Consider the following 12801-nt stretch of genomic DNA (forward strand, 5'->3'; position numbering starts at 1 on the left):
CAGCCGGTGACGGGTATGAGGTGTAGCAGAAGTTCTACCATTGAACTACAGCCCCGTACCCGCATCCGAGGAGCGGGCGAACGCCAGCCTACCCGTCCGGTGCCCTTTGGCCAAAGCAGGCACGGCGTCGGAAGCCCGTGGCAACTAGGCTGGTGCCGTGCTTCTCAGCGACCGCGACATCAAGGCAGAACTCGCATCCGGCCGCATCGGCCTCGACCCGCGTGAAGACGGGATGATCCAGCCGTCGAGCATCGACGTGCGTCTGGACCGGTACTTCCGCCTGTTCGACAACCACAAGTACCCCTTCATCGATCCGTCGGTCGACCAGCCCGAGCTCACGCGGCTGATCGAGGTCGACCCCGACGAACCGTTCATCCTGCACCCCGGCGAGTTCGCACTCGGCGCGACGTTCGAGCAGGTCACGCTGCCCGACGACATCGCGGCACGTCTCGAGGGCAAGTCGTCGCTCGGACGCCTCGGGCTCATCACGCACTCGACCGCGGGTTTCATCGATCCCGGCTTCACAGGGCACGTCACGCTCGAACTCGCGAACGTCGCGACCCTGCCGATCAAGCTGTGGCCGGGCATGAAGATCGGTCAGCTGTGCTTCTTCCGGCTCACCTCTCCCGCCGAGAACCCCTACGGATCCGGCCCCTACGGCAACCGCTACCAGGGTCAGCGCGGACCGACGGCCTCCCGGTCGTTCCAGAACTTCCATCGGACGGATGTCGGCACCACCGACGTCGGAGCAGTCGGAGGCTGAGATGACCGACGCGAGCGGCACGCAGCCGGAAGAGCCCGTCATCCCGGAGCAGACGCCCTCCCCGGAGGGCCCCGATCTGCCCGAAGGGCTCGATCTTCCGGACGAGTCGCTGATCCCGCCCGCCGACGTCGTGATCCCGCCGCCTCCGCCCGAGATCCCGATCCCGGACGGGCTGCTGACCCCGCCGCCGTCTGACCTCCCGTCCGCCGACGCGGTGATCCCGCCGCCTCCGCCCGCGACGCGGCGCGGCGACCGTGCCCGTCCGACTCCCGCCATCCTCGAGGGGGAGCCGCCCGCCGCGGTGGCCGATGACTGGGCGCTGCCGTCCGTCGCCCCCGAGGTGCCGACGTCGGGTGGCTACCGCGTGCTCACCATCGTGATCTTCGCGTTCCTGTTCCTGCTCCTCGTCGCCGCGATCGTCGTGGGTGTGTACCTGCTGAACACCACCAGCTTCCCGTTCGCGGGCGCCGACGTCGCAGCGTCGTCGATCTCAGGCGTTCCGCTCCTGTGACCTGCTGAGCTCAGGAGCGTTTCGGGGCCGTCCTGCGTCGAAGTGCTGCCGAGGCGACGGCGACGATCGTGCCGACGGCCACCCCGATCACGGTCTCGATCGCGCGGTCCTGCAGCAGCATGTCGACGGGCGTGGGTGCGGCCAGGTGCACCATGAGCAGGGCAAGCGGGGTGATGAAGATCATCGCGATGCCGTAATTGCGGCCGACGAACAGCTCGGCGGCGGCCTGCAGCACGACCACGAGGGCGATCACGGCGAGAGGGGGCAGGTCGATGGCGAGGATCCCGGCGGCGACGAGCACTCCGAGCAACGTACCGACAAGGCGCTGGATGCCGCGGATCACGCGGGCGTTGAGCTGAGGTCCGCTCACGGCGGCCACCGCGCCGACCGCCGCCCAGTACCAGTGCGAGTCCATGATCAGCAGCCCGGCGAAGCCCGCGCCCAGGATCGCGACTCCGACCGACGCGGCCATCTCGCCCGCGATCGGGCCGACGGGCTGCAGGGTCTTCGGCGGCACGTCGTCGGTGCTGCGGGTGAGGATGCCGATGAGGGCGGTGATGGCCAGGCCGAACAGCACGCTCGGTCCACCGACCAGCAGCACGTCCCCGAAGGAGGCGGCTGTGGCGGGGATCGTCGCGCAGGCTCCGACCGCGAACACCGGGAACAGCGGCCCCGGCGGGTGCCACCGCATCGTGTAGGCGAGCAGGGTGACGGCCGACGCGATGACCGCGACCACGAGGATGCTGGCCGGGGCCGGGGCGGCGAGGACCGACAGTGCCGTGCCGACGAGCATCGAGGCGAGGATCACGCCACCGGCGCTCGCCTGCATGCGGATGCGGTCGCGGAACACGTCGTGCCGCCCGTAGAGGGCGGCGAAGGCGCCGAAGCTGGCGTAGATGCTGAGGTCGAGGCGTCCCAGTGCCCAGAGCACGAGTAGGGGGACGGCCACGCTGACCGCGGCGCGCAACGCCACCCGGTGGTCGCCGCGGTGCGGCTCGACGCGCAGAACGCCGGTCCACACCCTTCCCCGCGAATCCGCCACTGATCCAGCCTACGTCCGACTCCCGACCGCCTCCGTCGTCGGGTCAGACTGCCGAGGCGCGTAGGAGCAGCCGGGTCTTCTCCAGGATGTGGTTCAGTGCTCGTGCGGCGGCGAGCGCGTCGTCGTGATCGACCTCGTCCCAGATGGGGCCGGCGACGCGCGCGATCTCGCGGCTGATCGCGGCCACCAGTGTCGTGCCCGTGGGGCTGAGGTGAGAACCCTCGACGAGTCCCCGCTCCTGGAGGGCGCGGAGGAAGAGCGCGGAGTCGGGGTCGTGTAGACGGTCGGCGACGAACCTGTCCACGCTGCCCTCTCCCTCGAACTGGGAGACGAGGCGCAGCGTCACCCATTCCCGTTCCGACAGGGCGTGGGGGGAGAGCAGGGTGAGCAGGAGGGCGTTCAGCGCCTTCTCCGTCTGGCCGATGAGCTGCGGGCCGAGAGGGATCATGAGGGCTCCATATCGTTGGTGCGGCCAACGGTAGCACATCATTGGTGATGCCAACGAGTAGCATCGGTTCATGGATCGACTCGAACACAGGGCGACGTGGTGGGTCAGTCGGGCGCACCTGCGCTCCCACGCGCTTCTGCAGGAACTCTTTGCCGACGTGGGCGCTCGCGCGTACCACTACCGGTTGCTTGCGGCAGTGGAAGAGGCGGGCCCGATCAGTCAGGCCGACCTCGGACGCGCGACCGAACTCGACCGCAGCGACGTCTCGGTGGCACTGGTCGTGCTGGAAGAGGGCGGGTTCGTCGCGCGTGCCCCTCATCCGTCCGACCGCCGTCGGAACCTCGTCAGCCTCACCGCAGCAGGCCGCGCCGAGCTCGCCCGGCTCGATGCGGTGGTCGATCAGGCCCAGGAGCAGTTCCTGGCGCCGCTGACCGCCGACGAGCGTGCCGTGTTCCTCGACCTCACCCGCCGGGTCGCTGTCGCGACCGATTGATCGCCCTCCGGCGGGTCACTCGTCTTCCGCCTCGTCGCGGTGGGGCCGCTCGTCGTTCAGCACCTCGAACAGGCTGGAGAACCCCTGGTCGCCGTGGCCGTCGGAGATCCGGCGATCCATCAGCCGCCTGATCTCCCGCATGCGCACCGTGTCCATGCCGAGCGCTTCGCGATGGCTGACGAGGTCGTCCATGAGTGCTCTCTGCACGTGCAACGAACCCAGGTCGGGCCCGTACTGGCCTGCGGCCACGGCCTCGCCGAAGCTCTTCACCAGCGGCACATATCCCTCGACGGTCCCCGCGACGCGCTCCGCGAACCCCACGACATCGGCCCCCTCGGCCGTGATCAGTGCGAACGTATGCAGCAGTCCGATCAGGAACTCGTAGCCGACCGCCACCTGAGCGAGGAACTCGACGGCCGCGTGGCCCGCATCCTCTCCGTGGTATCCGACGGTGCCAAGGTCCTCCAGCGCCCCGCGGTGCGTGTCGAAGCCGACGCGATCTCCGCTGAAGGAGAGGAGCACCTCGGGTGACCCCACGGCGGCGGGGTCGCCCATGATCCCGCCGTCGACATATCGCGCGCCGTGCGTCTGCGCCCACTCCCCGGCGGCTCTGGCCTGGGCAGGAGAGCCACTGGTGACGTTCACGATCACCTTTCCTCGTGCCGCCCCGGCGATCGTCTCGAAGACCGCCTCCACGGCGGTGCCGTCGAGCAGGCACACGATCACGAGCGGGCTCGCGGCCACCGCATCGGCGGCCGTCCGGGCGACATCGGCACCGAGCGCAGCCAACGGTGCCGCTCTGCTCCCGGTGCGGTTCCACACGGTGGTCGGGTGGCCGCGTCCGACGAGCGTCCTCGCTATGGCTGTTCCCATCTCGCCGAGGCCGATGACGGTGACGGGCGTCCTCGGGTTCTCATCCACGTTCATCCTTTATGTCCCCCTCGTTCAGTCGGTGGCGGGTTCGGTGGCGGGAGTGGGAGCGAGGGGTGGGTCGTCGTCCGTCGAGGAGAGGCCGATGCCCCAGCTCGCGCCGCGGGCGACGAAGACTCCGAGCGCCGTGACGGCCGCGAACGCGAGCATGAGCAGTCGGGCGGCATCGACGACGTCGGGCATGGCGAGGTTCACGAGCACGCCGGCCATCGCCGAGCTGAACGCACTCGCGATGATGAAGACGGTGTTGACGGCCGCGGCGGCCTTGGCGCCCTCCTCTTCGCCCGAGGTGCTGCCGAGCGCCGCCACGGTCAGGTGGGGGAAGCCGATGCCGATGCCGGCTCCGGCGAGGAACAGTGCGATGAACCACAGGGCGATGACGAGGACGGAGGGGCCCTCGTGCTGGAGCAGGCCGTAGGCGGTCAGCCCGGCGGCGACCACGAGCGGACCGAGGGTGATGAGCGTGCGCCGGGACCGGATGCCCATCGCGTTCGCGCTGAACACCTGTGTCACCGACCATCCGAGGGACAAGGCTGCGCCGAGGAGCCCGGCGACGAACGGGGCGAGCCCGCCGATCTCCTGCCCGAACAGCGGGATGAATGCCTCGGTGCCGATCGCGAAGGCCAGCACGGCGACCGTGACGTAGACCCACCCGAGCGATGATCCGTGCGCGAAGGTGACGCGCGGCAGGATGCCGGTGCGACCGCGACGCTCGTGGCGCAGGAACCAGGCACCGAGAACGACACCGACGGTGATGGCGACCCCGGTGCCGAGGCCGCTGGGGACGACGCTCGCGATGCCCACGGCGGCGACCCCGCCGGCCAGCAGCAGGAGCGAGCCCCAGGGGAGTGACTCGCTCGACCGCGTGCGAGCGGTCCGCGGCAGTGCGCGGACCACGACGATGCCGATCAGCGCGGAGACCACGGCCAGTCCCACGAAGGTCACCCGCCAGGCATCGAGCTGCGCGAAGATGCCGCCCACGACGGGGCCGACGATGTTGCCGACGCCCCACATCGCCGAGACGAGCGCCGCGCCCCGCGCCCAGAGCCGCTCGGGGAGTGCGCGCTGGATGAGCGCGTAGCCGAGTCCGGCGAGAAGTCCGCCTCCGAGGCCCTGCACCGCCCGCCCGGCGAGCAATGCCCACATCCACGGACTCGCGGCGCAGAGCAGCGACCCGAGAGCGAACAGGCCGAGGGCGAGCAGGTACGCCCGGACGGCGCCCTGCTGGGTGAGAACACGGCTGACCATCATCGAGCTCACCACGGAGGCCAACAGGAAGGTCATCATCGTCCAGGCGTAGAACTCCGCCCCGCCGATGTCTCCCACGATCGTGGGGAGCAGGCTGGTCGTGAGGTAGACGTTGCTCGCTTCGAGGAGCACACCGCCTGCGAGCACGGCGGCGGTCGGTGCGTAGCGGCGGCCGAGGAGTTCGCGCCAGCTGCCGGCGGGGGCGGTGCGTTGCGGAGTCTGGGTCATCGGGGGTGCCCTTCGTGGCGTCGATGGGGCGGGAGAGCCGCCCGGCGGCGCCGTGTCTCGGCGGCCGTTCGTCACGCTAATACCTCGAGTAAACTCGAGGTCAAGAGGAGGCGATGATGTCTTTGGAGCCCGACGATCTGCTGGCGATCGGCGAAGTCGTGCGACGCTCCGGCGTTCCCGCGACAGCGCTGCACTTCTACGAGCAGCTCGGCCTCATCGCCTCGACACGGACCTCGGGCAACCAGCGCCGCTACCGGCGCCACATGCTGCGTCGGATCTCCCTGATCGTCGTCGCCAAGCGGCTGGGCATCCCGCTCACCGATGTGCACGAGGTGTTCCAGAGCCTCCCGGTGGACGAGCCGCCATCGCAGCGGGACTGGCAGCGGGTGGCGAAGCTCTGGCGCGCACAGCTCGACCTCCGGCGCACACAGCTCGAGCATCTGCGCCGCGAGCTCACGGGGTGCATCGGCTGCGGGTGCCTCTCCCTCAAGGCGTGCCGACTGCTCAACCCCGAGGATGCACTCGCAACGGACGGTCCAGGACCGCGCCGCATCTGACGGCGGGCGCAAGCCGTTCGGGCGCCGTCAGTCCTCCGGATCGAGGTCTGTCGGCAGCAACGGTCGCATGAAGGTGCGTTCGTTGCGCAGCACGCACCCGCTCTCGTCGCGGATGCGGTCCGCCTCGATGAACTGCGGATCGACCCCGAAGCCCTTCCGGTACACCTCGTAGTCAGCGAGCGACGGGAAGGTGAACAGTGCCAGGGCCTGATCGCTCGCTCCCTCGGAGGGAAGGAAGTAGCCGTGATGTCTGCCGCCGTGATCATCGACCAGCCGCATCCAGGCGCGCGCGAACTCTTCGAAGGCGTCGATCTTGTCCGGATCGATCGTGTACGTCACGACGCAGGTGATCACGAGGTCAGGTTACCCCGGTCACCGCATGTGCGGAGAGGCCGTCAGCGCGATGACGGCATCGAGCGTCGCATCCGCCGACAGCACCCTCGTGTGTCCCTGGCCCTCTGTGCGCACCAGACGCGACCGTGCGCCGTGGGCGTCGTGCAGACGGAGCGAATCGTGGTCGGGCATCCTCCGGTCGCCGCGGTCGTGCACCACGAGCAGGGCGGTGTCGGCGGGGAGAGGGCGCTTCACGGCGTCGTATCGTGCGGTGACGGCGGACTGATCCATGTGCAACCTCCTGCGGAATCGCTCCGACAGACGGGCGGTCGTCGCGGCGTCGAGGTGCAGGTCTGCGGAGAACTGTGCGAGGAAGGCGTCGGGGGCGGCGGCGCCGGCGATCACGGCGACGGCCGGAACCGGAACGGTCGAACGGGCTGCGGTCAGTGCCGCCAGCGCCCCGAACGAGTGGCCGACGATCACCACGAACGGCCCGTGCTCGGCCTGCAGCTGCTCGGCCGCGTCGATCCAGTCGCGGATGTCGGTGCTCCGCCCGGACGATGAGCCGTGCGCAGGAGCGTCGAACGCGATCACACGGAACCCCTCGGAGCGCAGTTCCCGCACCAGCGGCGCGAATTGCGAGGCTCGCCCTCGCCAGCCGTGCAGGAGCAGCGCGGTGTGAGGTCCGGCGCCCCATTCGTAGGTGACGACCTCCTGACCGCGTACCGTGAGCCGGCCCCGTCGGGCGTCGGCGTGCGTGGGAGCGTCCGCTTCACTCACCCGCATCCGCGGCGACGTCGTGAAGAACAGTCGATAGGCGATGTCGCCGGCGAGCGTCGGCGAGACAGCGGCGGCGAGCGGGATGCTGCGGGCGAGCAACGCGGGCACGGACGGCATGGAGGCTCCTTCGCCGGAACAATACGAACGATCATACGTATAGTAGGCGAACGATCGTTCGTATACTAGGTGTGTGACCGAGAGCGCTGTTCTGGACGGGCGGAGGGCCCGTGGTGATGCCTCGCGCCGCATCGTGCTGCAGAGCGCGACCGACCTCGCATCGGTCGAAGGGCTCGACGGACTGAGCATCGGGCGGCTGGCTGAGGCCTCGGGGTCGAGCAAGAGCAGCATCGCCACGCTGTTCCAGAGCAAGGAGGGGCTGCAGCTCGCAACCGTCGCCGCCGCCCGCGAGATCTTCACGGCGCGAATCGTCGAGCCGGCGCGAGTCCATCCACGCGGGCTGCACCGTCTCGCCGCGCTGCTGCACAACTCGCTGTCGTACTCGCGGGACCGGGTGTTCACCGGCGGATGCTTCTTCGCGGCGACGGCCGCCGACGTCGACTCGAAGTCCGGACCGGTGAGCGATGCGGTGCGGTCGGCGCTGGTCGACTGGTACGGCTATGTGGAGGCCCAGCTGCGTCACGCCGTGGATGCCGGAGAGGTCGAGGCCGACCCCGAGGTGCTCGCGTTCGAGCTCGTCGCCCTGAACGAAGAGGCCAACTCGCGCTCCCTGCTGCTCGATGACGCCCGGCCGTACGCGATCGCCGCCGCCGCGATGCGAGCGCGGCTGCGTGCCGCCGGGGCGACCGAGTCGGCCCTGCTGCTGCTCGACCTCTGACTCTCGGGCGCTGAGAACGCGAAACGCCCCACCCGAGTGTCGGGTGAGGCGTCTCGCAGTGTTGCGGGGGTCAGGCGTCGCGCCCGCGGGTGAATCCCGCATCGAAACCGCGCTCGAAGGCGTGCTGGGCGATCCGCTCCGAACGGTGCGGACCGTGTCCACGACCGCGTCCGTGACCGTGCTCGCCGTGACCGTGCTCGCGGCTGTGCGCGTGCCCGCGCTCGCATGCGTGTTCGCGGTCGAAATCGTGCTCCCGGTCGTGTTCGAAGCCCCGCTCGACTCCCGCGCCGAAGCCACGACCGAAGCCGCGTCCGAAGGGGCGTCCGAAGCCGTGGCCGAATCCGCGACCGTGGCGGGGTCCGCCGAAGCCGTGACGGCGTCCGCGGGGAAGAGGGGTCTCCTCGTCCCATCCGAACGCGCGGGCGATCTTCTCGAGCGAGGCGAGCGTGGTGGCCATGTCCTCAGGGGAGACGGCTTCCTCCACCTTGGTGCGGATGTCGTCGACGATGACGCCGAGGCGATCCTTCGCGGCGCGACCGTCGTCGGTGAGCGCCCAGCCGTCGCCCTCGGGAGAGACCCAGCCGCGCTCGACGAGCCGATGCAGCTTATGGCCGTTCAGTGGGCGGTCGGACGGGGCGGTGCCGTCGACGATGTTGAGCATGCGCCAGTCGCGACGACTCGCGTGTTCGCCGTCGAAAGCGGCGGCGAACTCGGCCGCCATCAGGCGGTCGGCGGCCTTCAGCCAGTAACCGAAGGGGCGGGAGGTGTTCTGTGGTTCAGAGATGTTGTGTGGTTCAGAGGTGTTCATGAGAAGTCCTTTTGTCGGGGTGACGTTGTTGTCAATGTGCATGTGTATGTCACAGTGCATGTACATGTAGTGTGACATGAAGTTCCGATGCATGTCAAGTCGCATGTAAAATCACCTCATGGCCACCGAACCGAACGATCCCGCCGAAGCCATCGCGCAGGCGCTGTCCCGTCTGCGCGGACGGCGTCCCGGTGAGCGCGGCCCGGGGGGAAGAGGCGGTCGCGGTCACGGCGGCCCCCACACGTGGCAGGACAGCCCGCACGGCGGCCCCGGCGAGGGGCACGGTGGCGACGATCCGCACGACCACTTCGCGCATCACCGGGGTCATCCCGGGATGCCGCCCTGGATGTCCGACCCTTCGGGGCGTCTCGGCGGCCCCGCCCGCATGCGGATGCTCGAAGCGCTCGCCGCCGCGTCCGCCCCGCTCAGCGTCAGTGACCTCGGCGCGGCGATCGGGGTCGACCAGCCCCGCGCCTCACGGCTGGTTCAGCAGGGAGTCGAACGCGGATTCGTGCGCCGCGAGGCCGACCCCGACGACGCACGGCGCACCCGCATCGCGCTGACCGACGAAGGACGCCGCCTCGCCCGCGGCATGCGCGGCGAGCGTCGCGAGATGCTGACGACCGCGCTGACCTCGTTCACCGAGGAGGAACGCGTCGAGCTCGCCAGACTGCTCAACAAGCTCGCCGACAACTGGCAGCGCTGAGGGGAGCCTCGAAGCGGCGGCGTTAGCGGCTGAGCTGGCGGCGGAGGCCCGCGACGTCGGCGGCGACGTCGATGACGGAATCCACCGGGATCGCCGTGTCGGCTGATGCCGAGAGCAGCATGCCGGTGGCCACGATCGTCACCGTGCCGCGAGGGGAGAGCAGCTGAACCGAACCCACCTCGCCGAGAGTTTCGCCGTCGCCCAGCAGCAGCACCCGTCCATCGAGAGCTGCAGCGCGCGGATCGTCGATCGCCCCCTGGAGCGTGCTCAGCTCGTCCGTGCTCCAGGTCGTCTCATCGATGCCTACCGCGAGGGAGGCGTAGTCTTCGAGAGCGGTGGACGCGGAGGCCACCGCGTCGTTGATCCAGACACAGGTGGTGCCGGAGGCGTCTTCCGAGGAGTCGTCGGGCGAGAAAGCGAAGCCCGCGGTGATCGGCGCTGCGAGCGGCTCGATGTCCGCGCAGGTGATGACGGTGTCCGCCGAGTCCGCAGGTGCCGCCGTCGGCGCGCCGGCATCGTCGGCCGGTGCGGAGCTCTGGTCGGCGGGGGCGGAGGAGCAGCCGGCGAGCAGCAGCGTGGCGGTCACGGCGATAAGGCTCAGGAGCGGGGGAGTCGTCGGGCGCACAGCCCCGATCCTGCCACACCTCGCTTCGCCGGTTCTCGCGGTCGCACGGCCGGCGCAGGCTCAGGCCGACGCGAATCCCACCGACGGCTCGTCGTCTACCGATAGGGACAGCACAGCGGTCTCGACCGCGTCGTGCTGCTCGATCCGCTGCTCCAGGTCTCGCAGCTGCCGCGCCACGTCGTGCTCGCGCGCATCGCCGGCGAGGTCGACCTCCGCCACGATGAAGAGTCGATTCGGACCGACGTACTCGATGTGCAGGTAGGTCACCCGCTCGACCTGCGGCAGGCCCAGCAGGGCGCTCCCCACCCGCGCGCGCAGTTCCGGTGCGGCGGTCGCGCCCACGAGGAAGGCGATGTTCCGCCGGATCAGGATGATCGCCACCACCCCGAGCAGGACGCCGACGAGGATCGAGCCGATGGCATCCCAGGCGGCGACGCCCGTGATCTGGTGGAGGAGGATCGCGCCGCCGGCGAGCACGAGTCCGATGAGTGCGGCGGAGTCCTCGAAGAACACGGCGCGCAGTGTGGTGTCGCTCGTCTCCAGCACGAAGTCCCAGGTCGACGAGCCGCGCTCCTTCGCGAGGCGGCGGGATTTCACCATCGCCTGCGTGAACGATGCGCCCTCGAGCACGAACGAGACACCCAGCACGATGTACGCCACGGTCGGGCTCTCGACAGGGCCGGTGTCGGACAGTTCCTGAATGCCGTGCATGATCGACACGATCGAACCGGCGGTGAAGATCCCGAATGCAGCGATCAGCGACCACACGAAGGCGTTGCGACCGTAGCCGAGCGGATGCCGCGCATCCTTGGCCTTCGCCCCGCGGCGGTCGGCGATGAGGAGGAACACCTCGTTCCCCGCGTCCGCCCACGAGTGCGCCGCCTCGGCCACCATCGACGCCGACGAGGTGATGATCGCGGCGACGGTCTTCGCGATCGCGACGAGGATGTTGGCCAGGAAGGCGAGGATCACAGTCACGCGGTCAGGCTACTCCCGCCCCGTGGCTCACAGTCTCCGCAGGACTCTCTCAGCGTGGAGCCTTGACGGGGAGCAGGAGCAGGAAGCCGGCGATCAGCACGACCACGATGCCCAGGATTCCGTAGGCGGTCTGGCTCGTCAGCACGATCAGGACGGTCCAGGCGCCTGACGCCATCCAGCTCGCCGCGCGCCCGGTCGTGGCGTAGAGACCGAAGATCTCGCCCTCGCGTCCGGCCGGCGTCACTCTGGCGAGGAAGGAGCGGGCGGCAGCCTGGGCGGGGCCCACGAAGGCGCACAGGATCAGACCGCCGACCCAGAACACCATCACGCCGGCGTCACGGAGGAAGAACACGGCGAGACCCGCGACGATCATCGACCCGATCGAGGCGAGGATGATCCGCTTCGGTCCGAGCCGGTCGTCCAGCCGGCCGGCGGCGATGGTCGAGATGCCGGCGATCAGGTTCGCGGCGATGCCGAAGATGATGATGTCCTGCGCGCCGAACTTGAACACCGCGGTGCCGATGATGGCGCCGAACGCGAAGACGCCTCCCAGCCCGTCACGGAAGACCGCGCTCGCCAGCAGGTACCAGAAGGTGGGCCGCGTCTCCTCGTTGCGGTAGAGACCTGCGACGTCCTTCACCAGCAGCGGATACGAGGCGAAGAAGCCGACCTTGCGCTCCGGGCGGCCGAGCGACGGCTCCGGCACGTTCAGGAAGATCGGGATGCTGAAGATGATCGCCCAGACGGCGCATCCGACGGCGATCAGCCGGTAGGCCAGCCCGTTGTCGGTCGACATGCCGAACCAGTCGAAGGTGTCGAGCACGACCACGATCACGAGCGCGATGATGCCGCCGAGGTAGCCGAAGCCCCAGCCGAGGCCGGAGATGCGACCGACGTTCTTCGGGTTCGCGATGCCGATGAGCATCGCGTTGGAGTTCACCGCCGCGATCTCCTGGAAAACCGTCGCGGCCGAGATCAGGGCGACGCCCAGCCAGAACAGGCTCGGCATCGGCTCGACGAACCAGAGGCCGAGCATGCACAGGATCAGCGCGCCGGTGCCGATCCCGAGCCAGAGCTTCTGACGCCCCGCCGCATCCGCGCGTTGGCCGAGGACGGGCGCGAGCAGCAGGATGCCGAAGGCCGCGATCGTCGAGCCCAGACCGAGACCGGACGCGAGGTCTGCCTCCGCGGCGAGCCGGACCGGATCGTCCACGTCGAGCGACGCGACCTCGGGCGGGAGGAAGCCCTCGCCCACGAGATAGAGCGCCGTGAACACGAACGTGAGGATGACGGTGTTGAACGGCTGCGTCGCCCAGTCCCACAGCGCCCACGAGTAGACCTGCTTCTTCGGGGCGGGCGTCTCGCCGCGCAGGTCCAGGCCGACGACGGCCACGGCGCCGCTGTTCGCGGTCGCCACGGGCTCGGGCACGGCGCTGTGCCCCTCGGTTTCGCTCATTCTCGAAGTCTGGCGGTGCCGGGTGAACGCCTGGTGACGGCGCGCCGCGCGGTGCGGCGC

General features: G+C 69.6%; 16 protein-coding genes. 6 read left to right on the forward strand and 10 right to left on the reverse strand.

Annotated elements, in window-relative coordinates:
• Positions 1-157: 157 nt before the first annotated feature.
• Positions 158-763, forward strand: coding sequence for a dCTP deaminase (gene dcd, locus ILP86_RS01120; protein ID WP_045263886.1), 606 nt, complete (start codon positions 158-160; stop codon positions 761-763).
• Between the two features lies 1 nt (position 764).
• Positions 765-1274 (forward strand): hypothetical protein, encoded by a 510-nt coding sequence (locus tag ILP86_RS01125; RefSeq protein WP_179515729.1) that lies wholly within the window; start codon positions 765-767, stop codon positions 1272-1274.
• A 10-nt stretch (positions 1275-1284) separates the two neighbouring features.
• Here the strand turns inward: ILP86_RS01125 and ILP86_RS01130 are convergent, their stop codons facing one another.
• Positions 1285-2316 (reverse strand): FUSC family protein, encoded by a 1032-nt coding sequence (locus ILP86_RS01130; protein ID WP_058630803.1) that lies wholly within the window; start codon positions 2314-2316, stop codon positions 1285-1287.
• 43 nt (positions 2317-2359) lie between these two features.
• Positions 2360-2764: a hypothetical protein gene (locus tag ILP86_RS01135; protein WP_193761184.1), complete on the reverse strand. Its 405-nt coding sequence runs from the start codon at positions 2762-2764 to the stop codon at positions 2360-2362.
• 70 nt (positions 2765-2834) lie between these two features.
• Here ILP86_RS01135 and ILP86_RS01140 point away from each other — a divergent pair, with 70 nt between their 5' ends.
• Positions 2835-3257 carry a MarR family winged helix-turn-helix transcriptional regulator gene (locus ILP86_RS01140; RefSeq protein ID WP_058630805.1) on the forward strand — a complete coding sequence of 141 codons (423 nt, stop codon included), beginning with the start codon at positions 2835-2837 and terminating at the stop codon, positions 3255-3257.
• Positions 3258-3272: 15 nt separating this feature from the next.
• Here ILP86_RS01140 and ILP86_RS01145 read toward each other — a convergent pair whose 3' ends face one another.
• Positions 3273-4178, reverse strand: coding sequence for an NAD(P)-binding domain-containing protein (locus tag ILP86_RS01145; protein WP_308431869.1), 906 nt, complete (start codon positions 4176-4178; stop codon positions 3273-3275).
• Positions 4179-4202: 24 nt separating this feature from the next.
• A complete protein-coding gene (locus tag ILP86_RS01150) occupies positions 4203-5663 on the reverse strand; it encodes an MFS transporter (protein WP_046748678.1) in 1461 nt (486 codons plus the stop codon).
• A 116-nt stretch (positions 5664-5779) separates the two neighbouring features.
• Here ILP86_RS01150 and soxR point away from each other — a divergent pair, with 116 nt between their 5' ends.
• Complete coding sequence (gene soxR, locus ILP86_RS01155; protein WP_046748766.1) at positions 5780-6220, forward strand: redox-sensitive transcriptional activator SoxR; 441 nt, start codon at positions 5780-5782, stop codon at positions 6218-6220.
• A gap of 27 nt (positions 6221-6247) precedes the next feature.
• Here the strand turns inward: soxR and ILP86_RS01160 are convergent, their stop codons facing one another.
• Together ILP86_RS01160 and ILP86_RS01165 are read right to left on the reverse strand one after the other, a co-directional pair.
• On the reverse strand, positions 6248-6574 hold the full coding sequence (locus ILP86_RS01160; RefSeq protein WP_193761186.1) for an NIPSNAP family protein: 327 nt from the start codon (positions 6572-6574) through the stop codon (positions 6248-6250).
• An 18-nt stretch (positions 6575-6592) separates the two neighbouring features.
• Positions 6593-7450, reverse strand: a complete 858-nt coding sequence (locus tag ILP86_RS01165; RefSeq protein WP_193761187.1) for an alpha/beta fold hydrolase — start codon at positions 7448-7450, stop codon at positions 6593-6595.
• 73 nt (positions 7451-7523) lie between these two features.
• Between ILP86_RS01165 and ILP86_RS01170 the strand changes: the two genes are divergently transcribed.
• Complete coding sequence (locus ILP86_RS01170) at positions 7524-8168, forward strand: TetR/AcrR family transcriptional regulator (RefSeq protein WP_046748681.1); 645 nt, start codon at positions 7524-7526, stop codon at positions 8166-8168.
• Between the two features lie 70 nt (positions 8169-8238).
• Here the strand turns inward: ILP86_RS01170 and ILP86_RS01175 are convergent, their stop codons facing one another.
• Positions 8239-8976 carry a hypothetical protein gene (locus ILP86_RS01175; protein ID WP_193761188.1) on the reverse strand — a complete coding sequence of 246 codons (738 nt, stop codon included), beginning with the start codon at positions 8974-8976 and terminating at the stop codon, positions 8239-8241.
• A 118-nt stretch (positions 8977-9094) separates the two neighbouring features.
• Here ILP86_RS01175 and ILP86_RS19520 point away from each other — a divergent pair, with 118 nt between their 5' ends.
• Complete coding sequence (locus tag ILP86_RS19520) at positions 9095-9682, forward strand: MarR family winged helix-turn-helix transcriptional regulator (protein ID WP_227750884.1); 588 nt, start codon at positions 9095-9097, stop codon at positions 9680-9682.
• Between the two features lie 22 nt (positions 9683-9704).
• Here ILP86_RS19520 and ILP86_RS01185 read toward each other — a convergent pair whose 3' ends face one another.
• From ILP86_RS01185 to ILP86_RS01195, 3 genes are all read right to left on the reverse strand, one after another.
• Positions 9705-10268, reverse strand: a complete 564-nt coding sequence (locus ILP86_RS01185) for a hypothetical protein (RefSeq protein ID WP_193761189.1) — start codon at positions 10266-10268, stop codon at positions 9705-9707.
• Positions 10269-10367: 99 nt separating this feature from the next.
• Positions 10368-11285, reverse strand: a complete 918-nt coding sequence (locus ILP86_RS01190) for a cation diffusion facilitator family transporter (protein ID WP_058630809.1) — start codon at positions 11283-11285, stop codon at positions 10368-10370.
• Positions 11286-11334: 49 nt separating this feature from the next.
• The gene (locus tag ILP86_RS01195; RefSeq protein WP_052748776.1) at positions 11335-12741 is read right to left on the reverse strand and encodes an MFS transporter; all 1407 of its coding nucleotides are present in this window, start codon (positions 12739-12741) and stop codon (positions 11335-11337) included.
• Positions 12742-12801 lie beyond the last annotated feature (60 nt).

Origin of the sequence: Microbacterium sp. R1 (genome assembly GCF_015159725.1) — a bacterium.
Lineage (GTDB): Bacteria > Actinomycetota > Actinomycetes > Actinomycetales > Microbacteriaceae > Microbacterium > Microbacterium oxydans.

Excerpts from the sequence above, each read along its gene's own strand:
- ILP86_RS01125 (WP_179515729.1), top strand. The coding sequence starts at position 765 with ATGACCGACGCGAGCGGCACGCAGCCGGAAGAGCCCGTCATCCCGGAG.
- ILP86_RS01135 (WP_193761184.1), bottom strand. The coding sequence starts at position 2,764 with ATGATCCCTCTCGGCCCGCAGCTCATCGGCCAGACGGAGAAGGCGCTG.
- ILP86_RS01140 (WP_058630805.1), top strand. The coding sequence starts at position 2,835 with ATGGATCGACTCGAACACAGGGCGACGTGGTGGGTCAGTCGGGCGCAC.
- ILP86_RS01150 (WP_046748678.1), bottom strand. The coding sequence starts at position 5,663 with ATGACCCAGACTCCGCAACGCACCGCCCCCGCCGGCAGCTGGCGCGAA.
- soxR (WP_046748766.1), top strand. The coding sequence starts at position 5,780 with ATGTCTTTGGAGCCCGACGATCTGCTGGCGATCGGCGAAGTCGTGCGA.
- ILP86_RS01165 (WP_193761187.1), bottom strand. The coding sequence starts at position 7,450 with ATGCCGTCCGTGCCCGCGTTGCTCGCCCGCAGCATCCCGCTCGCCGCC.
- ILP86_RS01175 (WP_193761188.1), bottom strand. The coding sequence starts at position 8,976 with ATGAACACCTCTGAACCACACAACATCTCTGAACCACAGAACACCTCC.
- ILP86_RS19520 (WP_227750884.1), top strand. The coding sequence starts at position 9,095 with ATGGCCACCGAACCGAACGATCCCGCCGAAGCCATCGCGCAGGCGCTG.
- ILP86_RS01195 (WP_052748776.1), bottom strand. The coding sequence starts at position 12,741 with ATGAGCGAAACCGAGGGGCACAGCGCCGTGCCCGAGCCCGTGGCGACC.